The sequence below is a fragment of the Cellulomonas avistercoris genome, from assembly GCF_014836445.1.
Taxonomy (GTDB): domain Bacteria; phylum Actinomycetota; class Actinomycetes; order Actinomycetales; family Cellulomonadaceae; genus Cellulomonas; species Cellulomonas avistercoris.
In genome coordinates, this window is the sequence record NZ_JACSQV010000002.1 from 443,436 (window position 1) to 462,920 (window position 19,485).

Annotated in this window: 16 protein-coding genes; 3 read left to right on the forward strand and 13 right to left on the reverse strand. The window is 75.3% G+C overall.

Annotated features, from left to right (window positions below; translation table 11 throughout):
* Nucleotides 1-4: 4 nt before the first annotated feature.
* Nucleotides 5-616, reverse strand: coding sequence for a TetR/AcrR family transcriptional regulator (locus H9657_RS04300; protein ID WP_191780630.1), 612 nt, complete (start codon nt 614-616; stop codon nt 5-7).
* 143 nt (nt 617-759) lie between these two features.
* Here H9657_RS04300 and H9657_RS04305 point away from each other — a divergent pair, with 143 nt between their 5' ends.
* Both H9657_RS04305 and helR read left to right on the forward strand, forming a co-directional pair.
* Nucleotides 760-1,779: an aldo/keto reductase gene (locus tag H9657_RS04305; RefSeq protein WP_191780632.1), complete on the forward strand. Its 1,020-nt coding sequence runs from the start codon at nt 760-762 to the stop codon at nt 1,777-1,779.
* A 200-nt stretch (nt 1,780-1,979) separates the two neighbouring features.
* Nucleotides 1,980-4,118: an RNA polymerase recycling motor ATPase HelR gene (gene helR, locus H9657_RS04310; RefSeq protein ID WP_191780634.1), complete on the forward strand. Its 2,139-nt coding sequence runs from the start codon at nt 1,980-1,982 to the stop codon at nt 4,116-4,118.
* 31 nt (nt 4,119-4,149) lie between these two features.
* Here the strand turns inward: helR and H9657_RS04315 are convergent, their stop codons facing one another.
* From H9657_RS04315 to H9657_RS04370, 12 genes are all read right to left on the reverse strand, one after another.
* Nucleotides 4,150-4,536, reverse strand: coding sequence for a PIN domain-containing protein (locus tag H9657_RS04315; protein ID WP_191780635.1), 387 nt, complete (start codon nt 4,534-4,536; stop codon nt 4,150-4,152).
* A complete protein-coding gene (locus H9657_RS04320) occupies nt 4,533-4,805 on the reverse strand; it encodes a type II toxin-antitoxin system Phd/YefM family antitoxin (RefSeq protein ID WP_191780637.1) in 273 nt (90 codons plus the stop codon). The genes H9657_RS04315 and H9657_RS04320 overlap by 4 nt, the downstream gene beginning before the upstream one ends.
* A gap of 98 nt (nt 4,806-4,903) precedes the next feature.
* Complete coding sequence (gene argJ / locus H9657_RS04325) at nt 4,904-6,049, reverse strand: bifunctional glutamate N-acetyltransferase/amino-acid acetyltransferase ArgJ (protein ID WP_191780638.1); 1,146 nt, start codon at nt 6,047-6,049, stop codon at nt 4,904-4,906.
* On the reverse strand, nt 6,046-7,533 hold the full coding sequence (locus H9657_RS04330) for an ABC transporter ATP-binding protein (RefSeq protein ID WP_191780639.1): 1,488 nt from the start codon (nt 7,531-7,533) through the stop codon (nt 6,046-6,048). The genes argJ and H9657_RS04330 overlap by 4 nt, the downstream gene beginning before the upstream one ends.
* Complete coding sequence (locus H9657_RS04335; RefSeq protein WP_191780640.1) at nt 7,526-8,413, reverse strand: ABC transporter permease; 888 nt, start codon at nt 8,411-8,413, stop codon at nt 7,526-7,528. The genes H9657_RS04330 and H9657_RS04335 overlap by 8 nt, the downstream gene beginning before the upstream one ends.
* On the reverse strand, nt 8,403-9,506 hold the full coding sequence (locus H9657_RS04340; protein WP_318241280.1) for an ABC transporter permease: 1,104 nt from the start codon (nt 9,504-9,506) through the stop codon (nt 8,403-8,405). The genes H9657_RS04335 and H9657_RS04340 overlap by 11 nt, the downstream gene beginning before the upstream one ends.
* Nucleotides 9,473-11,086, reverse strand: coding sequence for an ABC transporter substrate-binding protein (locus tag H9657_RS04345; protein ID WP_318241281.1), 1,614 nt, complete (start codon nt 11,084-11,086; stop codon nt 9,473-9,475). Before H9657_RS04345 ends, H9657_RS04340 begins: the two co-directional genes overlap by 34 nt.
* Nucleotides 11,087-11,097: 11 nt before the next feature.
* Entirely contained in the window at nt 11,098-12,093 is a 996-nt protein-coding gene (locus tag H9657_RS04350) for an ABC transporter permease (protein ID WP_191780641.1), read from the reverse strand.
* Nucleotides 12,094-12,098: 5 nt separating this feature from the next.
* Nucleotides 12,099-13,025, reverse strand: coding sequence for an ABC transporter permease (locus tag H9657_RS04355; RefSeq protein ID WP_191780642.1), 927 nt, complete (start codon nt 13,023-13,025; stop codon nt 12,099-12,101).
* Nucleotides 13,025-15,055 carry a dipeptide ABC transporter ATP-binding protein gene (locus tag H9657_RS04360; protein WP_191780643.1) on the reverse strand — a complete coding sequence of 677 codons (2,031 nt, stop codon included), beginning with the start codon at nt 15,053-15,055 and terminating at the stop codon, nt 13,025-13,027. Before H9657_RS04360 ends, H9657_RS04355 begins: the two co-directional genes overlap by 1 nt.
* 106 nt (nt 15,056-15,161) lie before the next feature.
* Complete coding sequence (locus H9657_RS04365) at nt 15,162-16,448, reverse strand: MDR family MFS transporter (RefSeq protein ID WP_191780644.1); 1,287 nt, start codon at nt 16,446-16,448, stop codon at nt 15,162-15,164.
* Nucleotides 16,445-17,884 carry a glycosyltransferase 87 family protein gene (locus H9657_RS04370; protein ID WP_191780645.1) on the reverse strand — a complete coding sequence of 480 codons (1,440 nt, stop codon included), beginning with the start codon at nt 17,882-17,884 and terminating at the stop codon, nt 16,445-16,447. Before H9657_RS04370 ends, H9657_RS04365 begins: the two co-directional genes overlap by 4 nt.
* A 263-nt stretch (nt 17,885-18,147) precedes the next feature.
* Between H9657_RS04370 and H9657_RS04375 the strand changes: the two genes are divergently transcribed.
* Complete coding sequence (locus H9657_RS04375) at nt 18,148-19,485, forward strand: uracil-xanthine permease family protein (RefSeq protein ID WP_191780646.1); 1,338 nt, start codon at nt 18,148-18,150, stop codon at nt 19,483-19,485.

Genomic DNA, 19,485 nt, shown 5'->3' on the forward strand with positions numbered 1-19,485 from the left:
GACTTTACCGGGTGCCCGGTGCCGGTCGCGGGGGCACGCGCAGGCCTGCGAGCAGCAGGTGCACCATCACGCGCGCGTCGTACGACGCGTCGGACGCCCCCGACGCGCAGAGGTTCCCGATCCCCCGCAGCAGACCCTGCGCACCGACCTCGAGGCGCACCTCGCCCGACTCGGTCGCCGCCGCCAGCAGCGACGCGCACGCGGGGACGAGGCGGTCGAGGAAGTACGCGTGCAGCGCCTCGAACCCCGAGCGGTCGTCCTGCAGGGCGGCGGCCAGGCCGTGCTTGGTGACGAGGAAGTCGACGAACAGGTCGGCCCAGGCGACCAGGGCGTCGTACGGCGTCGGCCGGGTGCGCAGGAGGGCCGGTGCGGCGTCGGCGCACGCCTCCACCTGGTGCCGGTAGACGGCGACGACCAGGTCGGCCCGGGTCGGGAAGTGACGGTAGATCGTGCCCATGCCGACGCCTGCGCGGCCCGCGATCTCGCGGACCGGTGCGTCGACGCCGGACTCGACGAACACCGCGGCGGCAGCCTCGAGGAGCGCCCGCTCGTTGCGCTGCGCGTCGGCCCGGCGGGGCCGCACGGCGTCGGTCGTCGAGGGCTCGGTCGAGGGCACGCGCAGTTCTCCCTTGCTAAGCGGAACAGCGTTCCGTATCGTGTGGAGCGGCGCTCCGCTTCGTCATCCTCGCACCACGGTCGAGTCGGGGCCAGCCCCCCGGCGGCGGGACCGCCGCCACCTCACCCACCCCGGAGGACCTCATGCGCTACCGCACGCTCGGACGCACCGGCGTCCAGGTCAGCACCCTCGCCCTGGGCGCCATGAACCTCGGCGCCATCGGCCGCACCACCCAGGACGACGCCACGGCGATCGTCGACGCCGCCCTCGAGGCGGGCATCAACCTCGTCGACACCGCCGACTGGTACAGCGCGGGCCAGTCGGAGGAGCTCGTCGGCCGCGCGATCGCCGGCCGTCGCGACGACGTCGTCCTGGCGACCAAGGCCGTCATGCCCATGAGCGACGAGCCCAACCACCGCGGCAGCTCGCGCCGCTGGCTCACCCGCGCGCTCGACGACAGCCTGCGCCGCCTCGGCGTCGACCACGTCGACCTCTACCAGGTGCACCGGTGGGACCCCGAGACCTCCGACGAGGAGACGCTCGCTGCCCTGACCGACCTGCAGCGCGCCGGCAAGATCCGCTACCTCGGCTCCTCGACGTTCCCGGCCTACCGGATCGTGCAGGCGCAGTGGGCGGCCCGCGAGCGCGGCCTGTCCCGCTACGTCACCGAGCAGCCCAGCTACTCGGCCCTGCAGCGCGGGGTCGAGGCGCACGTGCTGCCCGTCGCGCAGGAGTACGGCCTGGGCGTCCTGGCGTGGAGCCCGCTCGCGTCCGGCTGGCTGTCGGGCGCCGTCCGCGCCGGGCGGCCGGTCACCACGCACCGGTCCGGCGTGCTGCCCGAGCGGTTCGACCTCGAGGTGCCCGCCAACCGCGCCCGTCTCGACGCGGTCGAGCAGCTCGCGAAGGTCGCGGCCGACGCCGGGCTCACGCTCATCCAGCTCGCCCTCGGGTTCGTCACCGCGCACCCCGGTGTGACCAGCGCGCTCATCGGCCCGCGGACCCCCGAGCACCTGCGCGCACAGCTCGACGCCGCCGACACCGTGCTGGACGACGACGTGCTCGACGCGATCGACGCGATCGTCCCGCCGGGCGTCGACCTGGCCCCCGGCGAGAAGTTCGACGAGCCGCCGGCCCTCCTGGACGCGGCGCTGCGGCGGCGCTGACGAGGATCCCGGCCCGGTCGGGCCCCGGCACGACGAAGGCCGTCCGTACCCGACGGACGGCCTTCGTCGGCGGCGAGCGTAGGCTCGTCTCCGTTCCCAACGTATAGCGCACCGGGGGTCTTGCGGCAAGACCCGGTCGACGGCGCATGATCACCGCTCACGCCCGCGCCGACGGCGCCGTACGACCCGGAGCTGATGCCGTGCCACCCGTCTCCACCCGCGCGTTCGCCCTCCCCGAGAGCCGCGCCGCCAAGGCCGACCCCGCGCTGGTCGCCCGTGACGAGCAGCAGTTCGCCGCGCTCGCGGCGACGCTCGACGAGCAGACGGCCGAGCTGCGCGAGCGGATCGTGCGGCTGCGGCGCGCGCCCGGCGGTCACGGGCAGGCGGCGCTGGACCGGGACCAGGACATCCACCGGCTCAGCGGGCGGCTGCGGCTGCTGGAGCGGTTCGGCATCGACCTGTGCCTCGGGCGCATGGTCCTCGAGGACAGCCCGGAGCCGGTCTACGTCGGACGGCTGGGTCTGACGACGAGCACGGGTGAGCGGCTGCTCGTCGACTGGCGCTCGCCGGCGGCCGAGCCGTACTTCGCGGCGACGCTCGCGCACCCGATGGGCCTGGTCAGCCGCCGTCGCTACCGCTGGACCGAGGGACGCGTCACGGACTACTGGGACGAGGTCTTCACGCCCGAGGGGTACGACCAGGCGGCGGCGCTCGACGACCAGTCGGCGTTCATCGCGAGCCTCGGCGCGAGCCGCTCGGCCCACATGCGGGACGTGCTGGGCACGCTGCAGGCCGACCAGGACGCGATCATCCGCGCCCCCGCGCGGACGCCGCTCGTCGTCGACGGCGGGCCCGGCACGGGCAAGACCGTGGTCGCGGTGCACCGGGCGGCGTACCTGCTGCACTCCGACCCGCGGCTGCGGGACCGGCACGGGCGCGTGCTGCTCGTCGGCCCGCACCGGCAGTACCTGTCCTACGTGGCCGACGCGCTGCCGGGGCTCGGCGAGGAGGGCGTGCTGACGTGCACGCTGCGCGACCTCGTGGCCGAGGGTGCGACCGCGCTGCCGGAGCAGGACCCGCGGGTCGCGCGCCTCAAGGCGTCGGCCGCGATGGTCCGTGCGGTCGAGCCGGCGGTGCGGTTCTCCGAGCGCCCGCCGGCCGACGGCATGCGCCTCATGACGCCGTGGGGCGAGGTGATGCTGAGCGCGGACGACTGGGCCGACGCGTTCGACGCGCCCGACCCCGGCATCCCGCACAACGAGGGCCGCGACCAGGCGTGGGAGGCCCTCGTCGAGATCATCGCCGACGGGCTCGCCGACGACGTCCCCACCGACCAGCTGCGCCGCGCCCTGACGCGCGACCGCGAGCTCACCGGCATCTTCAACCGGGCGTGGCCCGTGCTGGAGGCGGCCGACGTCGTCGCCGACCTGTGGTCGGTGCCGGCCTACCTGCGGCTGTGCGCGCCGTGGCTGACGCCCGAGGAGGTCCGTCTGCTGCAGCGCGACGACCCGCGCGCGTGGACGGAGTCCGACCTGCCGCTGCTCGACGCGGCCCGTCGCCGTGTCGGCGACCCCGAGGTGTCGCGGCGCCGGCGCCGGCGTGAGGCGCAGGTGGCCTCCGAGCGCGAGTACATGTCGCACGTCGTCGACAACCTCGCCGCGGGCGACGACTCGACGCTGGGCGTCATGCACATGCTCGGCGGTGACGACATGCGCAGCGCGCTCGTCGACGAGGCCGGGCTGCCCACCGCCGACCCGGACCTGCTCGCCGGGCCGTTCGCGCACATCGTCGTCGACGAGGCGCAGGAGCTCACCGACGCGCAGTGGCAGATGCTGCTGACCCGGTGCCCGTCGCGCAGCGTGACGATCGTCGGGGACCGGGCGCAGGCGCGGCACGGCTTCCCGGAGTCGTGGACGCAGCGGCTCGAGCGCGTCGGGCTGCGCGGCGTCGCGTTGACCTCGCTGAGCATCAACTACCGCACGCCGGTCGAGGTCATGACGCAGGCCGAGCCGGTGATCCGGGTGGCCGTGCCGGACGCCAACGTGCCGACCTCGGTGCGCTCGACCGGCCTGCCGGTGCAATACGGGTCGCGCGCCGACCTGGCGTCCGTCGTCGAGGACTGGCTCGCGACGCACGAGGGCGTCGCGGCCGTCATCGGCGACCCGACGTTCCCCAACGGACCGCGCGTGCGGGCGCTGACGCCGCAGACCGCCAAGGGGCTGGAGTTCGACCTCGTCGTGCTCGTGGACCCGGACGGGTTCGGCGACGGCATCGAGGGCGCGGTCGACCGGTACGTCGCCATGACGCGAACGACGCAGCAGCTGGTGGTGCTGACGTGACGGCACAGCGCGGGGGTGGGCCGGGCTGCTGCTAGCGGGGCGTCGGTGCGACGACCTCGACGAGATGGTCGAACGGTCGGAAGTCGGCGAGGTTCGCGGTCATGACCGCGGCGCCGTACCGGTGCGCCTGCGCGGCGATCAGCGCGTCCTTCCCCCGGACCCTCGCGCCGGTCGCGCGCGCCGCCGACGCGAGCAGCCCGTACGACCGCGTGCACTCCACGTCGAACGGGAGCCAGTCGAACACCAGGTCGAGGTCGTTGAGGCGTCGCGTCCGGGTGGCGGTGTCGACCGCGTTGCCGGCTGCTCGCACGCCGAACTCGAGCTCGGCCCGCGACAGGATGCTGGCCGCGTACTGCGCGTCGGGGTCGAGCGCGTAGAGATCCAGGTCGATCAGGACGTTCGTGTCGAGCACGATCACGCGCGCGTCTCCCAGGGATCCGTCGGCTCGTCGTCGCCCACGTGTGCGAGGTCGTCGTGCAGGCGCTCGGCCGCGTCGCGCCCCATCGGGCGGATCCGACCGAGATCGGCTCCCCGCACCCACGTCCGGCGGGCGGGGGCGTCCGGGACGAGCCGGACCCCGGTGGGATGACCGTGCGTCGTGATCTCCAGCGGCTCACCGGTGTCGAGCACGCGCCGCACGACCGCCTGGGGGTTCTGCTTGAGGTCACGCGTCCCGACGGTCTCCATGTCACGAGCCTAGGACGGGTGTAGACGCGCGTCTACACCCGTCCTGTCGACCCGGCACCGCCTCTGGCCGCGACACCCGTGCGCGGACCGCGGTGGCGTCAGGTCGTGTAGTCCGCGTTGATCCGGATGTACCCGTCGGTGAGGTCGCAGCCGTAGACGGTGAACGCGCCGTCGGCGACGCCGAGGTCGACCTCGATCACGACCTCGTCGCGGCGCAGGTACTCCTCGAGCTGGGCGCGGACCTGCGGCGTCGGCAGCGTCGGGTACGTCTCCAGGCCGCCGAACGCGATGCGCACGTCCTCCTGGCGGATGTCCGTCTCGGTCGCGCACTTGCCGATCGCCATGGCGACGCGTCCCCAGTTGGGGTCGGCGCCGTGCACGGCCGTCTTGACCAGCGGGGAGTTGACGATCGCCTTGCCGACGAGCTTGGCCTGCGCGTCGTCGCGGGCGCCCGTGACGCGGACCTCGATGAGCGTCGAGGCGCCCTCGCCGTCCGACGCGATCATGCGCACGAGCGCCGTGCAGACCTCGAGCAGTGCCGCCTCGAGCTCGACCAGGTCGACGGGCCCAGCGGTGCCCGACGCGATGATGGCGGCCGTGTCGGACGTCGAGGTGTCGGTGTCGACGCTGACCGCGTTGTAGGTGCGCGCGACGACCGAGCGGAAGACGCGGTCGAGGTCCGCGGCGGGCACCTCGGCGTCCGTGTAGACGAACGACAGCATGGTGGCCATGTCGGGCTCGATCATGCCGACGCCCTTCGCGATGCCGACCACGCGCGCGCCGCCGACGTCGCGCGTCGCGACCTTGGGCGTCGTGTCGGTCGTCATGATCGCCCGCGCGACCGCGTCGAGGTCGACGGGCTCGGCCGCCGGGAGGGCCGCGAGCCGCTCGGTCATCCGCTGGCGCGGGTACGGCACGCCGATGACGCCCGTGGACGCCACCAGCACCTGCTCGGGCGCGCACCCGGCGCGCTCGGCCGCCCAGTCCCGCAGCGCGCGGGCGTCGGCGAGGCCCTGCGCACCCGTCGCGACGTTCGCGTTGCCGGAGACGACCACGACGGCGCGCAGCGCGGCGAGGTCGCCGCTGCGGCTCAGCTCGACGCTCGGCCCGGCGAACAGCGACTGCGTGAACACGGCCGACGACGTGGTGGCGCCGGTGGCGTGGACGAGGCTGACGTCGGGGACGCCGTCCTTGACACCGGCGTTGCCGGTGACGCCGACGAAGCCTGCGACGGTGGTGCTCATGCGTTCTCCTTGACGAGGTGGTGAGGTCGGTGCGGGGTGGGTCGCAGCGCCAGGACACGATCGCAGACGCCCGCCAGCGCGGTCACGTCGTGACTCACCAGGAGCACCCCGGTGCCGGCTGCCGCGACGCGGTGCACGGTGTCGAGCACGTCGGCGGCCGTGCGGTCGTCGAGCATCGACGTGACCTCGTCGAGGACGAGGAACTCCGGGCCCACGGCCAGCGCCCGCGCGACGCACGCCCGCTGGAGCTCGCCGCCGGACACCTCGTGCGGGCGGCGGTCGAGCAGCGCCGGGTCGAGGCCGACGGCGGCGGCCGGCACGGCCGCGTCCACGTCGAGGCCCGCGAGCCGTGCGGGCAGCTCGATCGCGCGGCGCAGCGTCAGCCGGGCGTCGACCGCGGTGCGGGGGTGCTGCGAGACCCACGCCACGCGGCGGCGCTGCGCGGGCGGCAGCGCCAGGCCCGCTCCCTGCACGCGCTGCCCGGCCAGGGTGACGTGGCCGGCGGCCGGCACCTCGAGCTGGGCGAGCACGGCGCACAGGCTCGACTTGCCCGCGCCCGACGGCCCGGTCAGGCCGACGACCTCGCCCGCGCGCACCACGAGGTCGGTCGCCTCGACCACGGTGCGCCCGCCGCGAGTCACGACGACGCCGTGCGCGGCGAGCGCCGGGGCGTCCGCGGGCACGGCCGGCCGGGTGCGCACGGTCGGTGCGAGGTCGTGCAGCACCGCGTCGGGGCTGCCGTGGGCGACGACGCGTCCGGCCGCGAGCCGCGTGACGGTGTCCGCGACCTGCCGGGCGAGCGCGACGTCGTGCGTGATGACGAGCACGGCGTGCCCGGCCCGCGCGTAGGACGTGAGCAGCACGCCGACGGTCCGGGTCGCGTCCGCGTCGAGGCCCGCCGTCGGCTCGTCGGCCAGCAGCACCGGCGGGTGGTTGACCATCGCGGCGACGAGGTTGAGCCGCGCGAGCTGACCGCCGGACAGCTGGTGCGGGTACCGGTCGAGCCACGCCGGCTCGACCCCGGCCGCGGCGGCGAGCTCGGCGAGCTGCTCGGCGGCGCCCGACGCACGGTGCGGGTGCGCGGCACCCAGGCGCGGGCCGCGTCCGGCGGCGCGCTGCACCTCGCGCAGCTGCTGCGCGACGGTCGCCGTCGGGGTGAACGCGGCACCCGCGCCCTGGGGCGCGGTGCCCACGACGCGGCCGCGCAGCCGGTGCACGTGCCGCCCGGCCGGCACCAGGGCCGTCGTCCGACCGTCGACGGCGAGCGTCGCGCTGCCCGTGACGTGCGCGCCGCGCGGCAGGGTGCCGGTGAGCGCGGCGACGACGGTCGACTTGCCCGCGCCGGACGCCCCCAGCAGGACGTGCACGCGGCCGGGCACGACGTCGAGGTCCAGGCCGTCGACGACGACCGTCCCGGCGTGCGCGACGGTCAGGCCGCGCACGGTGACGGTGGCGGACGCGTGCTCGGGAGTCGGCTCAGGCATGGTGCTCCCCCTCGCGGCCGGACAGGCAGCCGGCCAGGCCGACGGTGACGGCGACGAGCAGGCCGGCCGGCGCGGCGAGCGTCCACCAGGCGTGGGACAGCAGCGCCTGCTGCCCCAGGTCGAGCAGCGCACCGAGCGACGGCTGGTGCGGCGGCAGACCGAGCCCGAGGAACGTGAGCGTCGACTCGTGCCACACGGCGTGCGGCACGAGCAGCCCGAAGGCGACGGCGAGCTGCGTGGCCAGGCGCGGTGCGGCGTGGTGACGCAGCAGCTGGCGACGCGTGAAGCCCAGCGCGACCGCCGCGCGGTAGAAGTCCTGGGCGCCGAGCGCGAGGAGCTCGGCCCGCACGAGCCGGGCCGTCTGGGTCCAGTGCGTGGCCGCCACGACCAGCACGATCGTCACGAGCGACCCGCGCAGCGCGGCCGCCACCACGATGCCCAGCAGCAGGTGCGGCACGGCGTTGACGCCGTCGACCACGCGCATGCCCCACCGGTCCGCCCGACCGCCGAGCAGCGCGCAGGCCGCCCCGACCACGGCACCGACGACCACGGCACCCAGCGCCCCCGCGAGCGCGGCGACGAGCGAGACCCGCAGCCCGTGCGCGCTGCGCACGAACAGGTCGCGACCCGCGAGGTCGGTGCCGAACGGGTGCGCCGGCGAGGGTCCGGTCGCACCCGTGCCGTAGTCGACGAGGTCGAGGTCCACGGGCAGCAGCACGGGGACGAGCACGGCGTAGGCGACCAGGAGGACGAGCCCGCCGACCGCGAACGCGCGACCGAGAGGTCGCCGCGGAGCCGTGCCGTGGCCGCCCGCCCGGGATGCGCGGCGCGGGGCGGGCGGGTGCCGGCGGCTGCCGGCGAGCAGGGTGTCAGAGGCCATCGGGGTCCGTCCTCGGGTCGATCCGCACGAGGCACAGGTCGGCGAGCAGCCCGCCGAGCACCGCGACCACGGTCAGCAGCACGGTGGCCGTCGCGAGCAGCGCGAAGTCCTGCGCGAGCGCCGCGGCGACGAGCGACTGGCCCAGACCGGGCCAGGAGAAGATCTCCTCGACCAGCACCGAGCCCGCCACGACCTCGGGCAGGCGCGCGCCGGCGATCGCGAGCGTCGGCACGGCCGCCGGCGGCAGGACGTGCCGGGTCAGGACGCGCCGCTCGGGGACGCCGCGCAGGCGCGCGGCCGCCGTGGCGGGGCTGTGCAGCTGCACGGTCATGGCGCGGAACAGGTGCAGCGTGATCCAGGGCACCTGCGCCAGCGCGACCGACAGCACGGGCAGGACGAGGTGGCGGCCGACCTGACCGGGGCCGACCGGCGCCCCCGGGTCGGTGAGCCCGCCGGTGGGCAGCCAGCCGAGGCCGAGCGCGAGCACCGCGACCAGGCCCATCGCCACGACGAACGCGGGCACGGCCGACAGCGCCCACAGGCCCGACGTCAGGACGCGGGCCACGACGCCACGCGGCGAGCGGGCGGCGAGCAGGGCCAGCGGCACGGCGGCCAGGGCGCCCACGCCCAGCCCGAGCACCATGAGCAGCAGCGTCCAGGGCAGCCGCCCCGCGACGACGTCGACCACGGGTGTGCGCGCCGTGGTCGACACCCCCAGGTCGCCCGTGGGCATGCCGGACACCCAGCCCCACCAGGCGTCGAACCAGCGGGTGCCGGCGACGAGCTGCTCGACGCGCTCGCGGGCCGCCCCGCCGGTGAACTCGTCGCGCGCGCCCAGGAACGCCGCCGCGGCGTCCGTCGGCGAGGCCGCGGCCAGCGCGAACACGGCCAGGCTGACGAGGGCGACGAGCGGCACGGTCCACAGCAGGCGGCGCCGCACGAGCCGCAGCACGGCCGCGCCCCGCCCGGGCACGGTGCCGGTGCGGCGTCCGACGGGCGCGTCGAGAACCGCCACGTCGGTGCCCACCGCCACGTCGGTGCCCACCGCCACGTCGGCGCTCACCGCCGCGTCCAGCGCTGCACGTCGAACCACGGGCCCCACGCCACGCCGTGCTCGTGCGGCTCCAGGACGTGGTCGATCCCGTCCCAGGCGTCCAGGCCGCGCGCGACGTAGGTGTGCTCGAGCGCGAACACCGTGACCAGCGGCGGGTTCGCCACGAGCCGGCCCTGCAGCTCGCGGTAGAGGGCGGACCTCGCGGCGGGGTCGCCCTCGCGGCGCGCCGCCTCGAGGAGCGCGTCGACCTCGGGGTCGGCGTAGCCCGACGGGTTGGAGTAGGCGTCGTCCTGCGCGAACACCGCGAAGTCGGAGTGCAGCTGGCGGTACGCCTGGGCGTCGGGGTCGTACGGCATGTCGCCACCGCCGAGCACGAACGCCTTCTCGTCCATCGCCGTCACGGCGTACGGCCGGTCGACGCCCTCGAGCGCGACGTCGACCCCGAGCGCCGCCATGTCGGACGCGAAGGCCTGCGCGACGTCGCGCCGCAGCGTGTCCTCCGCGAAGTACATGAGCGTGAACGCGAACGGCACGCCGCCCTTCGCGCGCGTCCCGTCGGGGCCGGGCACCCAGCCGGCCGCGTCGAGCAGCGCGGCGGCCGCCGCGGGGTCGTGCGCGAACGTCGCGGCGGGCTCGTACGCGTCGCCCTGCGCGGGCGTGAAGGGCGTGGCCAGCGCGACGCCGTGGCCGGCGAGGATCCCGTCGATCATGGCCTGGCGGTCGGTGCCGAGGTTGAGCGCGACGCGCACGGCCGGGTCGGCGAAGAAGGGCAGCGTCACGGGCAGCGAGATCGCGCGGAAGTCGCCCGACGGGTTGGTGACGAGCTCGATGCCGTCCTCCCCCGCGAGCTGGGTGGCCGTGCGCGGCGAGAGCTGGGCGCCGTCGACCTCCCCGGCGCGGACCCGCTGCGCGCGGGCGTTCTCGTCGGGCACGAACGCGAGGTGGATCGTCGTGACCTGCGGCGTGCCGCCCCACCAGTCGTCGCGGGCCGTCAGCGTCATGGACTCGCCGCGGCGCCACTCGGCCAGCGCGTACGGCCCGGTGCCGACCGGCTCGGTGGCCAGCGGCGAGCCGACGACGTCCCCGCCGAGGGCCTCGGACGCCGGGATGCCCAGGGTCAGGCGCGCCGGCAGACCGGCGTAGGGGTAGGCGAGGTCGATCCGCACGGTCGTGGCGTCCAGCGCCGTGACCTGCTCGATCATCGCGTAGTCCGCCGCCATCCAGGAGCCCACGGCCGGGTCGCGCACGGCGTCGAGCACCGCCACGACGTCCTGGGCGTCGAACGGCGAGCCGTCGCTGAACGTCACGCCCGTGCGCAGCCGGACCGTCCACGACGTGAGGGTCGCGTCGGGCTCGGGCATCGCCGCGGCCAGCCCCGGCTCGAGCACGCCGTCCGCACCCACCGCGACCAGGCCGTCGTACAGCTTGGACGTGATGCCCAGCGGGTACTCCAGCGGGTGCAGCGACGAGTACTCGCCGGTCTCCGCCAGGCGCAGCGTGGCCGGGTCGGGGGCGGCACCCGTCGCGGCGGCTGAGCAGCCGGACGCGACGAGCGCGACCAGAGCGACGGCGCCGAGCAGGCGGGCGGGGGCGGTGGGGCGGGTGGGACGCAGGTGCACGGGTGAGCCCCTCAGGAGACGGAGATACGCGGGTCGGCGACGGACTGCAGGACGTCCGCGACCGTGTTGACGACGACGTACAGCCCGCCGAGCACGAACGTCACACCCGCGATCGCGGGGAAGTCGGCGACCGGCAGGCTGGCGGACAGGTAGGACCCGAGCCCGCCCCACGTGAAGACGCCCTCGATGAGCAGGACGCCGCCGAACATGAAGCCGAGCTGCAGGGCGCTCATCGACAGCGCCGCGTCGAGCGAGTTGCGCAGCACGTGCCGGCGCAGCACCTGGAACTCGGTGAGCCCCTTGGCGGTCGCGGTGCGCACGTGGTCGGACCGCAGCGTCTCGGTCAGGCTCGAGCGCAGCACGCGCCCCATCGCCAGGGCGGGCCCCACCGCGAGCGCGAGCGCCGGGAGCGCGACGTGCGCGAGCGCGTCACCGGCCGCACCCACGTCGCCGGCGAGCAGGCTGTCGAGGATCGTCATGCCGGTCGGGCCGCCCGTCACACCTCCCCGCCCCGACGCCGGCAACCAGCCCAGCAGCTTGTAGAACACGATCAGCCCGACGATCCCGAGCATGAACGTCGGGGCCGTCGAGCCGAGGAACAGCAGGCCGCGGAACAGCCCGGACAGCCGCCAGCGCAGCATGCTCGACACCGCGAACAGCATCCCGAGCACCAGCGCCGCCGCGAACGCGACGAGCACGAGCTCGAGCGTCGCCGGCAGGTAGGCCGAGATGTCGTCCATCACCGGGCGGCGCGTGCGGAACGACGTCCCCAGGTCACCCGTGACGAGACCGCCGACGAACGACAGGTACCGCTCGGGTGCCGGGTCGTCGAGACCGAGGCGCTCGCGTGCCGCCGCGACGGCCTCGGGCGAGGCGTTGCCGCCGATGGTGGCGGCGACGGGGTCCGCGCCCGAGACCTCCTGCAGGAAGAACAGCACGAACGACAGGACCAGGAGCAGGCCGAGCAGCGAGGCCAGGCGGACGGCGAGGAAGCGCAGGTGGGGCACGGCGGTCACCTCCGGTGGGCGAGCCGGTTGCGCACTGCGTCACCGGCGAGGTTGGACAGGAGGCTGAGCAGCATCACGACCAGCCCGGGGACCAGCGGGATCCACCAGGCGTCGAGGATCTCGACCAGGCCGCGCGAGGTGTCCGACCCGAGCTCGGGGGCCGGTGCGGGCTGGCCCAGGCCCAGGAAGGACAGCGAGGCCAGCACCATGACGACGTTGCCGACGTCGAGGCTGGCCGTGATGACGGCCGTCGGCACGACGCCCGGCAGCACGTGACGCCGCATGACCCGCAGCCGCCCGACGCCCGCCATGCGCGCCGCCTCGACGTGCGGCCGCGCCATGATGCCGCGCACCTCGCCGCGGATGATCCGCGCGTAGTACGGCCACCACACGACCGTCACGGCCAGGAACGTGTTCGCCAGTCCCGGCCCCAGCGCGGCGGCCACGGCCACCGCGACGAGCATCGACGGCAGGGCGAGGAAGACCTCGGTCGTGCGCATGAGCACCGCGTCGACCCAGCCGCCGGCCATCCCGGCGACGAGCCCGACCACCGTGCCCACGAGCAGGCCCACCGTCGTCACGACGAGCGCGAGGAGCCACGACGTCCGCAGACCCACGAGCACCCGCGAGAGCGTGTCGCGGCCGATCTGGTCGGTGCCCAGCACGTGGCCGTCGGCGAACGGCGCGAGCTTCGGGACGCCCACGGGCTGCACCGGGTCGTACGGCGCGAGCACCGGTGCCAGCACCGCGACCACGGTCACCAGGAGCAGCAGCCCGATGAGCGTCCGGTCCAGCGCGCGGCGCGCCGTGGTGTCGGTGCCGGCGCTCCGGCGACGGGCGCCGCCGCGCCAGCGGGGCGCCGGGCCGGCCGGGGCGGGCAGCCCCGCGCCGGCGCCCACGCGGCCGTCGGCGGGGACGAGGACGTCGGTCATCAGGACTCCCCCCTGCGCACGCACGCCACCTCGTGGCGCAGCGTCACGTCGGACGTCGGACGGTCCCCGACCGCGGCGAGCTGGACGCCCACCACGGTGCTCGCGCACTCGGGCAGCGCGACCGGGCAGCGGGGGTGGAACGCGCACCCGGTGGGTGGGTCGAGCGCGCTCGCGGGTTCACCGGCCAGCGGCTCGGCCGTCCGGCCGGGCTGCGGCACGGCCGCGACGAGGTTGCGCGTGTACGGGTGCCGCGGGTGCGCGATGACGTCCTCGGCCCGGCCGACCTCGACGATGCGGCCGAGGTACATCACGGCGATGCGGTCGCCGACGATCCGCGCGACCGCGAGGTCGTGGGTGACGAACATGACCGCGATGCCCAGGTCCCGGCGCAGCTCGTTGACGAGGTTGAGCACGGTCGCCGCCACCGAGACGTCGAGCGCGCTGGTCGGCTCGTCGCACAGCAGCACCTGGGGCGGCACGATCGTCGCGCGCGCCAGCGCCACGCGCTGGCGCTGCCCGCCCGACAGCTCGCCCGGCAGCGCGTCGAGCACCGCGGCGGGCAGGCCGACCCGGTCGAGGATCGCGAGCGCCTTCTCCTCCCTGACATCGCGCGGCGTGCCGCCCGGCAGGCGCTCGTGCAGCACCTCGCGGACCGTGAGCCAGGGGGTGAGCGACGAGCCGGCGTCCTGGAACACCATCTGCACGTCGGTGCCGCGCGGCCCGCGCAGCGACCCGGTGAACCGCCGCTCGAGGCCGCCGGCGACGCGCAGCAGCGTGGACTTGCCCGAGCCGGACTCCCCGACGATCGCGACGGACTCCCCCGGCTGGAGGTCGAACGTCACGCCGCGCAGCGCCGCGAGCCGCGCCCGGCGCCCGCGCTCGTCGCGCACGGAGAACGTGCACTCCAGGTCGGCGGCCTGCACGACCGGGGCGCCGCGGTCGGGCGCGGCCAGGGGCGGCAGCGGCGGCAGCAGGACGGGCGCCGACGCCTCGCCGGCGAGCTCGGCGGCCCGCAGGCACGCGGCCGCGTGGGCGCTGCGCGGGTCGTCGCCGAGCACGGTGAGCGCGGGTGCGGTCGTCGTGCAGGCCTCGACGGCGAAGCGGCACCGCGAGGCGAACGCGCAGCCGCTCCCGGAGCCACCGGCGCCCGGCGCCTCCGCGGGCAGCGCCCACAGCGGGCGGGTCCGGTCGCAGTCGAGGGACAGCCGCGACCCCAGCAGGCCCATCGTGTAGGGGTGGCGCGGCGACTCGAGGACCTCACGCGTCGTCCCCGTCTCGACGATGCGGCCCTTGTACATGACGACGATCCGGTCGGCGACCTGCGCGGCGACACCCAGGTCGTGCGTGATGAAGACGAGCGAGCAGCCCAGCTGGTCGCGCATGCCGGCCAGCAGCGCGAGCACCTGCGCCTGGACCGTCACGTCCAGGGCCGTCGTCGGCTCGTCGGCCACGACCAGCTCGGGGTCGCCCGCCACGGCCATCGCGATCATGACGCGCTGCCGCAGCCCGCCGGACAGCTCGTGCGGGTAGCAGCCGTAGCGCCGCTCGGGCTGCGGGATGCCGACCGCCCGCATGAGGCGGATCGCCTCCTCGCGGGACCCGGCCTTCTCCGCGACCTGCGTGCCGACGTGCATGGTCGGGTTGAGCGACGTCATCGGGTCCTGGAACACGACCCCCAGGCGGGTGCGGCGCGCCTCGCGCACCTCCTGCGGCGACGCGGTGCTCAGGTCCAGGCCGGCCACCTCGAGCGTGCCGTCGATCCGGGGCCGCGAGGACTCGGGCAGCAGCCCCAGCAGCGCCATGCTCATGACGCTCTTGCCGGAGCCGGACTCACCGACGACCCCGACGATCTCCCCGCGCCCGATCTCGAGGTCGATGCCGTGCAGGATCTGCGAGCGAACCCCGTTGCGCTCGAGGCTCACGTCGAGCCCCTGCAGGCGGGCTACGGGCCCCACGGCGCGGGGCGCGTCGGTCCGGGACGCGTCACGGGGGGTCGGCGCCTCGGCGAGGAGGGATGCGGTGACGTCCATGGTGACCGGCTCCTTCGGTGCTGGTGGGGGCGAGGTCGGCGACCGTGGCACAGGCTCACCCAGGGGTGTCTCGGGCTGGTCTCCGGCAGATGTCCGGCGGATGTCCTCACGAGCGGGACAGCTCCGGGACGGGGGGTGCGACGGCCGCCCGTGCGGCGGCGTCGGCGGCGATCACCGCGGCGACCCGCCGCTGGCGCGAGCGCGACGTCACGGCCAGCAGCACCGACACCACGAGGGCGAGCCCCGCCGCGCCGAGCCACAGCGCGCGCGAGCCGTAGGAGTCGAGGACGAGGCCGCCGGCGACCGGCCCGACCGCCATCGCGAGCGAGTGCGTCACGCCGTACACGCCCTGGTAGCGGCCGCGGCGCGCGGTGTCCGCGAGGTCCGCGGTGAGCGACGTCGCCTGGGGGTGCGAGCCCATCTCCCCGAGCGTCCAGACCGCGACGGTGACCATGTACATCGCGAGCGACGACGCGGCCGCCTGCAGCCCGACGCCGACAGCGGTGACGGCGATCGCGACGACGATCACCAGGTCGCGCGACCACCGCTGGAAGTACCGGGCGGTCGGCAGCTGCAGCACGCACAGCAGCACGCCGTTGAGCGTCAGCAGCATCCCGAAGTGGCTCGACGGGTGACCCTGCTCCGTCATCACCAGCGGCAGGGTCGTCATGGACTGCACGTAGACGACCGAGTAGACGAACATCACGGCGGCGAAGGTCATGAAGACCCGGTCGCGCAGCACGGACACCAGCCCGTCACCCCGGCCCGTCGTGGCCGGCTCACCGACGACCGGCGCCGGTGCGGGCAGCTGCGTCTCGGGGACCTTCGCCGCGACCAGGCACGTCGAGACGAGCACGAGGGCGGCCTGGCACCAGAACAGCAGCGCGAACGAGTGCTCGGCCATGAACCCGGCGGCGAGCGGGCCGATGGCGTAGCCGAGGTTGACGGCCCAGTAGTTGTAGTTGAACGCGGCCCGCCGGTGCCGCGGCTCCACCAGGTCGCCCACCATCGTGTGGATGACCGGTCCCGCCGCCCCGTTGAACAGCCCGTACACGGTCAGCAGAGCGGCGATCAGCAGGGCCCCGTCGACGAGCGGGATGGCGACGAGGACGACGACGCTGAGCAGCTCGCTGCCGATCAGCACCCGGCGCCGGCCGAACCGGTCCGCCAGGACCCCGCCGGCGAGGGACGACACCACGACCCCGGCGCCGTAGGCGGCCACGACCAGGCCCGCACCCGCCGCCGACATGCCGATCGACGACGTGAGGAACAGCGTCATGTAGGGGACCACGAAGCGGCCGATCCACACGACGAGCTGGGCCGTCCACAGCCACCAGAAGGTGGCGGGCAGGTCCCGCAGTCGCGTGTGCACGGGCGTCTCGGCCGAGGTCATCGCCGGTTCCTTCGTTCGCAGGGGTCGCCCGGGGCCGCCCGGTGGTCCGGGCGGTCGTGGCGGGGTGGGTGGGTGGAGCCTACGACCGCCGCCCCCCCCCCCCGGGGCGGGGCGGCGGGCCCCCCCCCGGCCGCCGATGCCCCCTCGCCCGCCCCGGCGTCCTTCTCGGGTGCCGGCAGCCGCACGAGCTCCCGGACGGCGACGACGAGGAGGGCGACCACGGCGAGGTTGCGTCCCGCGAGGAGGAACGTCGGCCCGGCCACGCCGTCGACGATGTCGTCGTACATCCACGGGTAGGCGAGCTGCGTCGCACCGGCGACCGCGAGCACGCCCCACGCCGTCACGCGCCACCGGGGCAGGCCGAGCGCGAGGGCCACGGCCACCGCAGGGGCGAGCCACGCGGCGAACTGCGGGCTGCCGACCTTGTTCAGCACGAGCAGCACGAGCGTGAGGACGAACGCACCGCGCACGACGAAGTCGGCGCGCATCGCGGTGTCGGTCCAGAGGCGCTCGCCCGCGCGGCGCCGCACGCGCCACAGCAGCACGGTGACGGCGAGCACCGCGACGAGCAGCGCGGGTGTGGCTGCGTCGGCGACGGCCCGGGCGCCCGGTGCGGTGATCTCGAACGTGAAGATCTTGTCGTCGTAGCCCCGGGTCACCTGGGTGGACCAGAGGCCCGCGACCATGAAGGGCGTCGCGAGGATCGACTCGATCTGCAGGTCGCGCTGGCCCTGCGTGGTGACGAACGACAGCACGTTCGCCCCGCCGCCGAGCGCGACGACCGTCCCGACGACGACCACGCACACGGCGAGGGCGGGCACGACGACGTCGCGCACCGGACGGCGGGCCGCGAGCACCAGGGGGAGCACCGCGGCCCCGGGAGCCACCTTGACCCAGGCGCACGCGGTGAGCAGCGCCGCCGAGAGCCGCGGGCGGGAGAGCGCCACGAGCAGGGCGACGACGGTCAGCGGCGCGACGAACCCGTCGAGGCGTCCCAGGCCCGCCGGTCCCAGCAGGGCGATGAACGCGACGAACCACAGCGCCGCCACGCGTCCGTGGGGGCGGCGCAGCAGCAGCGCCACCGCCACGGCGTTGAGGACCGCGACGAGCGCCAGCCACGCGAGCGGGTACGGACCGCCCTCGGCCAGCCCGGCGAACCCCGCGACGAGCATGGGCACGATCGCGCCCGCGGGGTAGACCCACTCGTAGTCGAGCACCGGCCAGCTGCCGTCGACGAACGCCATGTAGGCCCACCAGCGGTACAGCCCGAGGTCGCCGAGCGTCCAGACCCACACCACGAGACCCACGTGGGCGACCCACGCGTGGGCGAGGAGGAACGCGACCCACACGAGCGGGGTGCGCCAGGCCTTCGGCGGCGCCGCCCTGGCGAACCGTCCGGGCGCGGTGCGAGGCGACGCCCCTGACGGTGCGGACATGGGTGCCCCCTGCCTCGGTGTGACGATGCCGCGCCAGGCTACGCGACGACGGCCGGGCGAGGGACGATCCGGGAGGAATGCCGCGAGCGCCCGGGGGCGGCGGCGGTGCCGCGTCCACCACGTGCGTCAGGCACCGGCGGTGACGGGCGGAATGCGTCGTTCGTGAGGCGGGCGTCGTGCACCGGACGTCCGTCCCTGACGCCACCGGTCCGCGCTCGCTACCCTCGCGAGCGGGCGAGGACCACGCGACGCGAGGAGCAGACATGAGCGGCTGGGGCTGGACCGTGCACGGCGACGGACGGACGGTGCCGCCCGGTGAGGTGGTCGCCCCCGACGAGCGGCTCGCCTGGGGGCGGACCGTCGGCATCGGCATGCAGCACGTCGTGGCGATGTTCGGCGCGACGTTCCTCGTGCCGCTCATCACCGGCTTCTCCCCGCAGACCACGCTGTTCTTCTCGGCCCTGGGCACCGCGCTGTTCCTGCTCGTGACGCGCAACCGGCTGCCCAGCTACCTGGGGTCGAGCTTCGCGTTCATCGCACCGGTCACGGCGGCCACCGCGACCGGAGGCGAGTCGGTCGCGGTCGGCGGCATCCTGGTGACCGGTCTCGCGCTGTTCGTCGTGGGCGTCGTCGCGCACCTGGCGGGCACGGGCTGGATCGACGCGCTCATGCCGCCCGTCGTGACGGGCACGATCGTCGCGCTCATCGGCTTCAACCTCGCACCCGCCGCGTGGGGGTCCTGCGAGCCCGACGGCACGTGCTCGGGCTTCCGGGCCGCACCCGTGACCGCGACCGTCACGCTGCTCGCGATCGTCCTGGTCACGGTCCTGTTCCGGGGCATCCTCGGGCGCCTGTCGATCCTCGTCGGCGTGCTCGTCGGGTACGGCGTCGCGCTGCTGCGCGGCGAGGTCGACCTGGCGGCCGTCCGCGAGGCCGCGTGGGTGGGCCTGCCGCCCTTCGTCGCCCCGACGTTCGACCTGAGCGTCCTCGGGCTGTTCCTTCCGGTCGTGCTCGTGCTCGTGGCGGAGAACGTGGGCCACGTGAAGTCCGTCGCCGCGATGACCGACCGCGACCTCGACCCGTACGTGGGCCGCGCGCTCATGGCCGACGGCCTCGCGACGACGCTCGCCGGTACGGGCGGCGGGTCGGGCACGACGACGTACGCCGAGAACATCGGCGTCATGGCCGCCTCGCGCGTCTACTCGACGGCCGCGTACTGGGTGGCGGCCGCGACGGCGCTCGTGCTGGCGCTGTCGCCCAAGTTCGGGGCGGTCGTGGCGACCATCCCCGCGGGCGTCCTCGGCGGCGCCGCGGCCGTCCTCTACGGCATGATCGGCCTGCTGGGCGCGCGGATCTGGGTGCAGAACAAGGTCGACTTCTCGGCACCGGTGAACCTCATGCCCGCCGCGGTGGCGCTCATCGTGGGCATCGCGAACTTCACGTGGCAGGCCGGTGAGCTGCGGTTCGAGGGCATCGCGATCGGCACCGCCGTCGCGATCGGGCTCTACCACCTCATGCGGGCCGTCGCGCGGTGGCGCGGCACGCACGAGGAGCCGGCGACACCGGCGTCCGTCCCCGGCGGCGAGGAGCTGCCGCGCTGA

Coding starts and splice junctions, on each gene's coding strand:
- H9657_RS04305 (WP_191780632.1), top strand. CDS start 760: ATGCGCTACCGCACGCTCGGACGCACCGGCGTCCAGGTCAGCACCCTC.
- H9657_RS04320 (WP_191780637.1), bottom strand. CDS start 4,805: ATGGAGACCGTCGGGACGCGTGACCTCAAGCAGAACCCCCAGGCGGTC.
- argJ (WP_191780638.1), bottom strand. CDS start 6,049: ATGAGCACCACCGTCGCAGGCTTCGTCGGCGTCACCGGCAACGCCGGT.
- H9657_RS04330 (WP_191780639.1), bottom strand. CDS start 7,533: ATGCCTGAGCCGACTCCCGAGCACGCGTCCGCCACCGTCACCGTGCGC.
- H9657_RS04335 (WP_191780640.1), bottom strand. CDS start 8,413: ATGGCCTCTGACACCCTGCTCGCCGGCAGCCGCCGGCACCCGCCCGCC.
- H9657_RS04355 (WP_191780642.1), bottom strand. CDS start 13,025: ATGACCGACGTCCTCGTCCCCGCCGACGGCCGCGTGGGCGCCGGCGCG.
- H9657_RS04360 (WP_191780643.1), bottom strand. CDS start 15,055: ATGGACGTCACCGCATCCCTCCTCGCCGAGGCGCCGACCCCCCGTGAC.
- H9657_RS04365 (WP_191780644.1), bottom strand. CDS start 16,448: ATGACCTCGGCCGAGACGCCCGTGCACACGCGACTGCGGGACCTGCCC.
- H9657_RS04370 (WP_191780645.1), bottom strand. CDS start 17,884: ATGTCCGCACCGTCAGGGGCGTCGCCTCGCACCGCGCCCGGACGGTTC.
- H9657_RS04375 (WP_191780646.1), top strand. CDS start 18,148: ATGAGCGGCTGGGGCTGGACCGTGCACGGCGACGGACGGACGGTGCCG.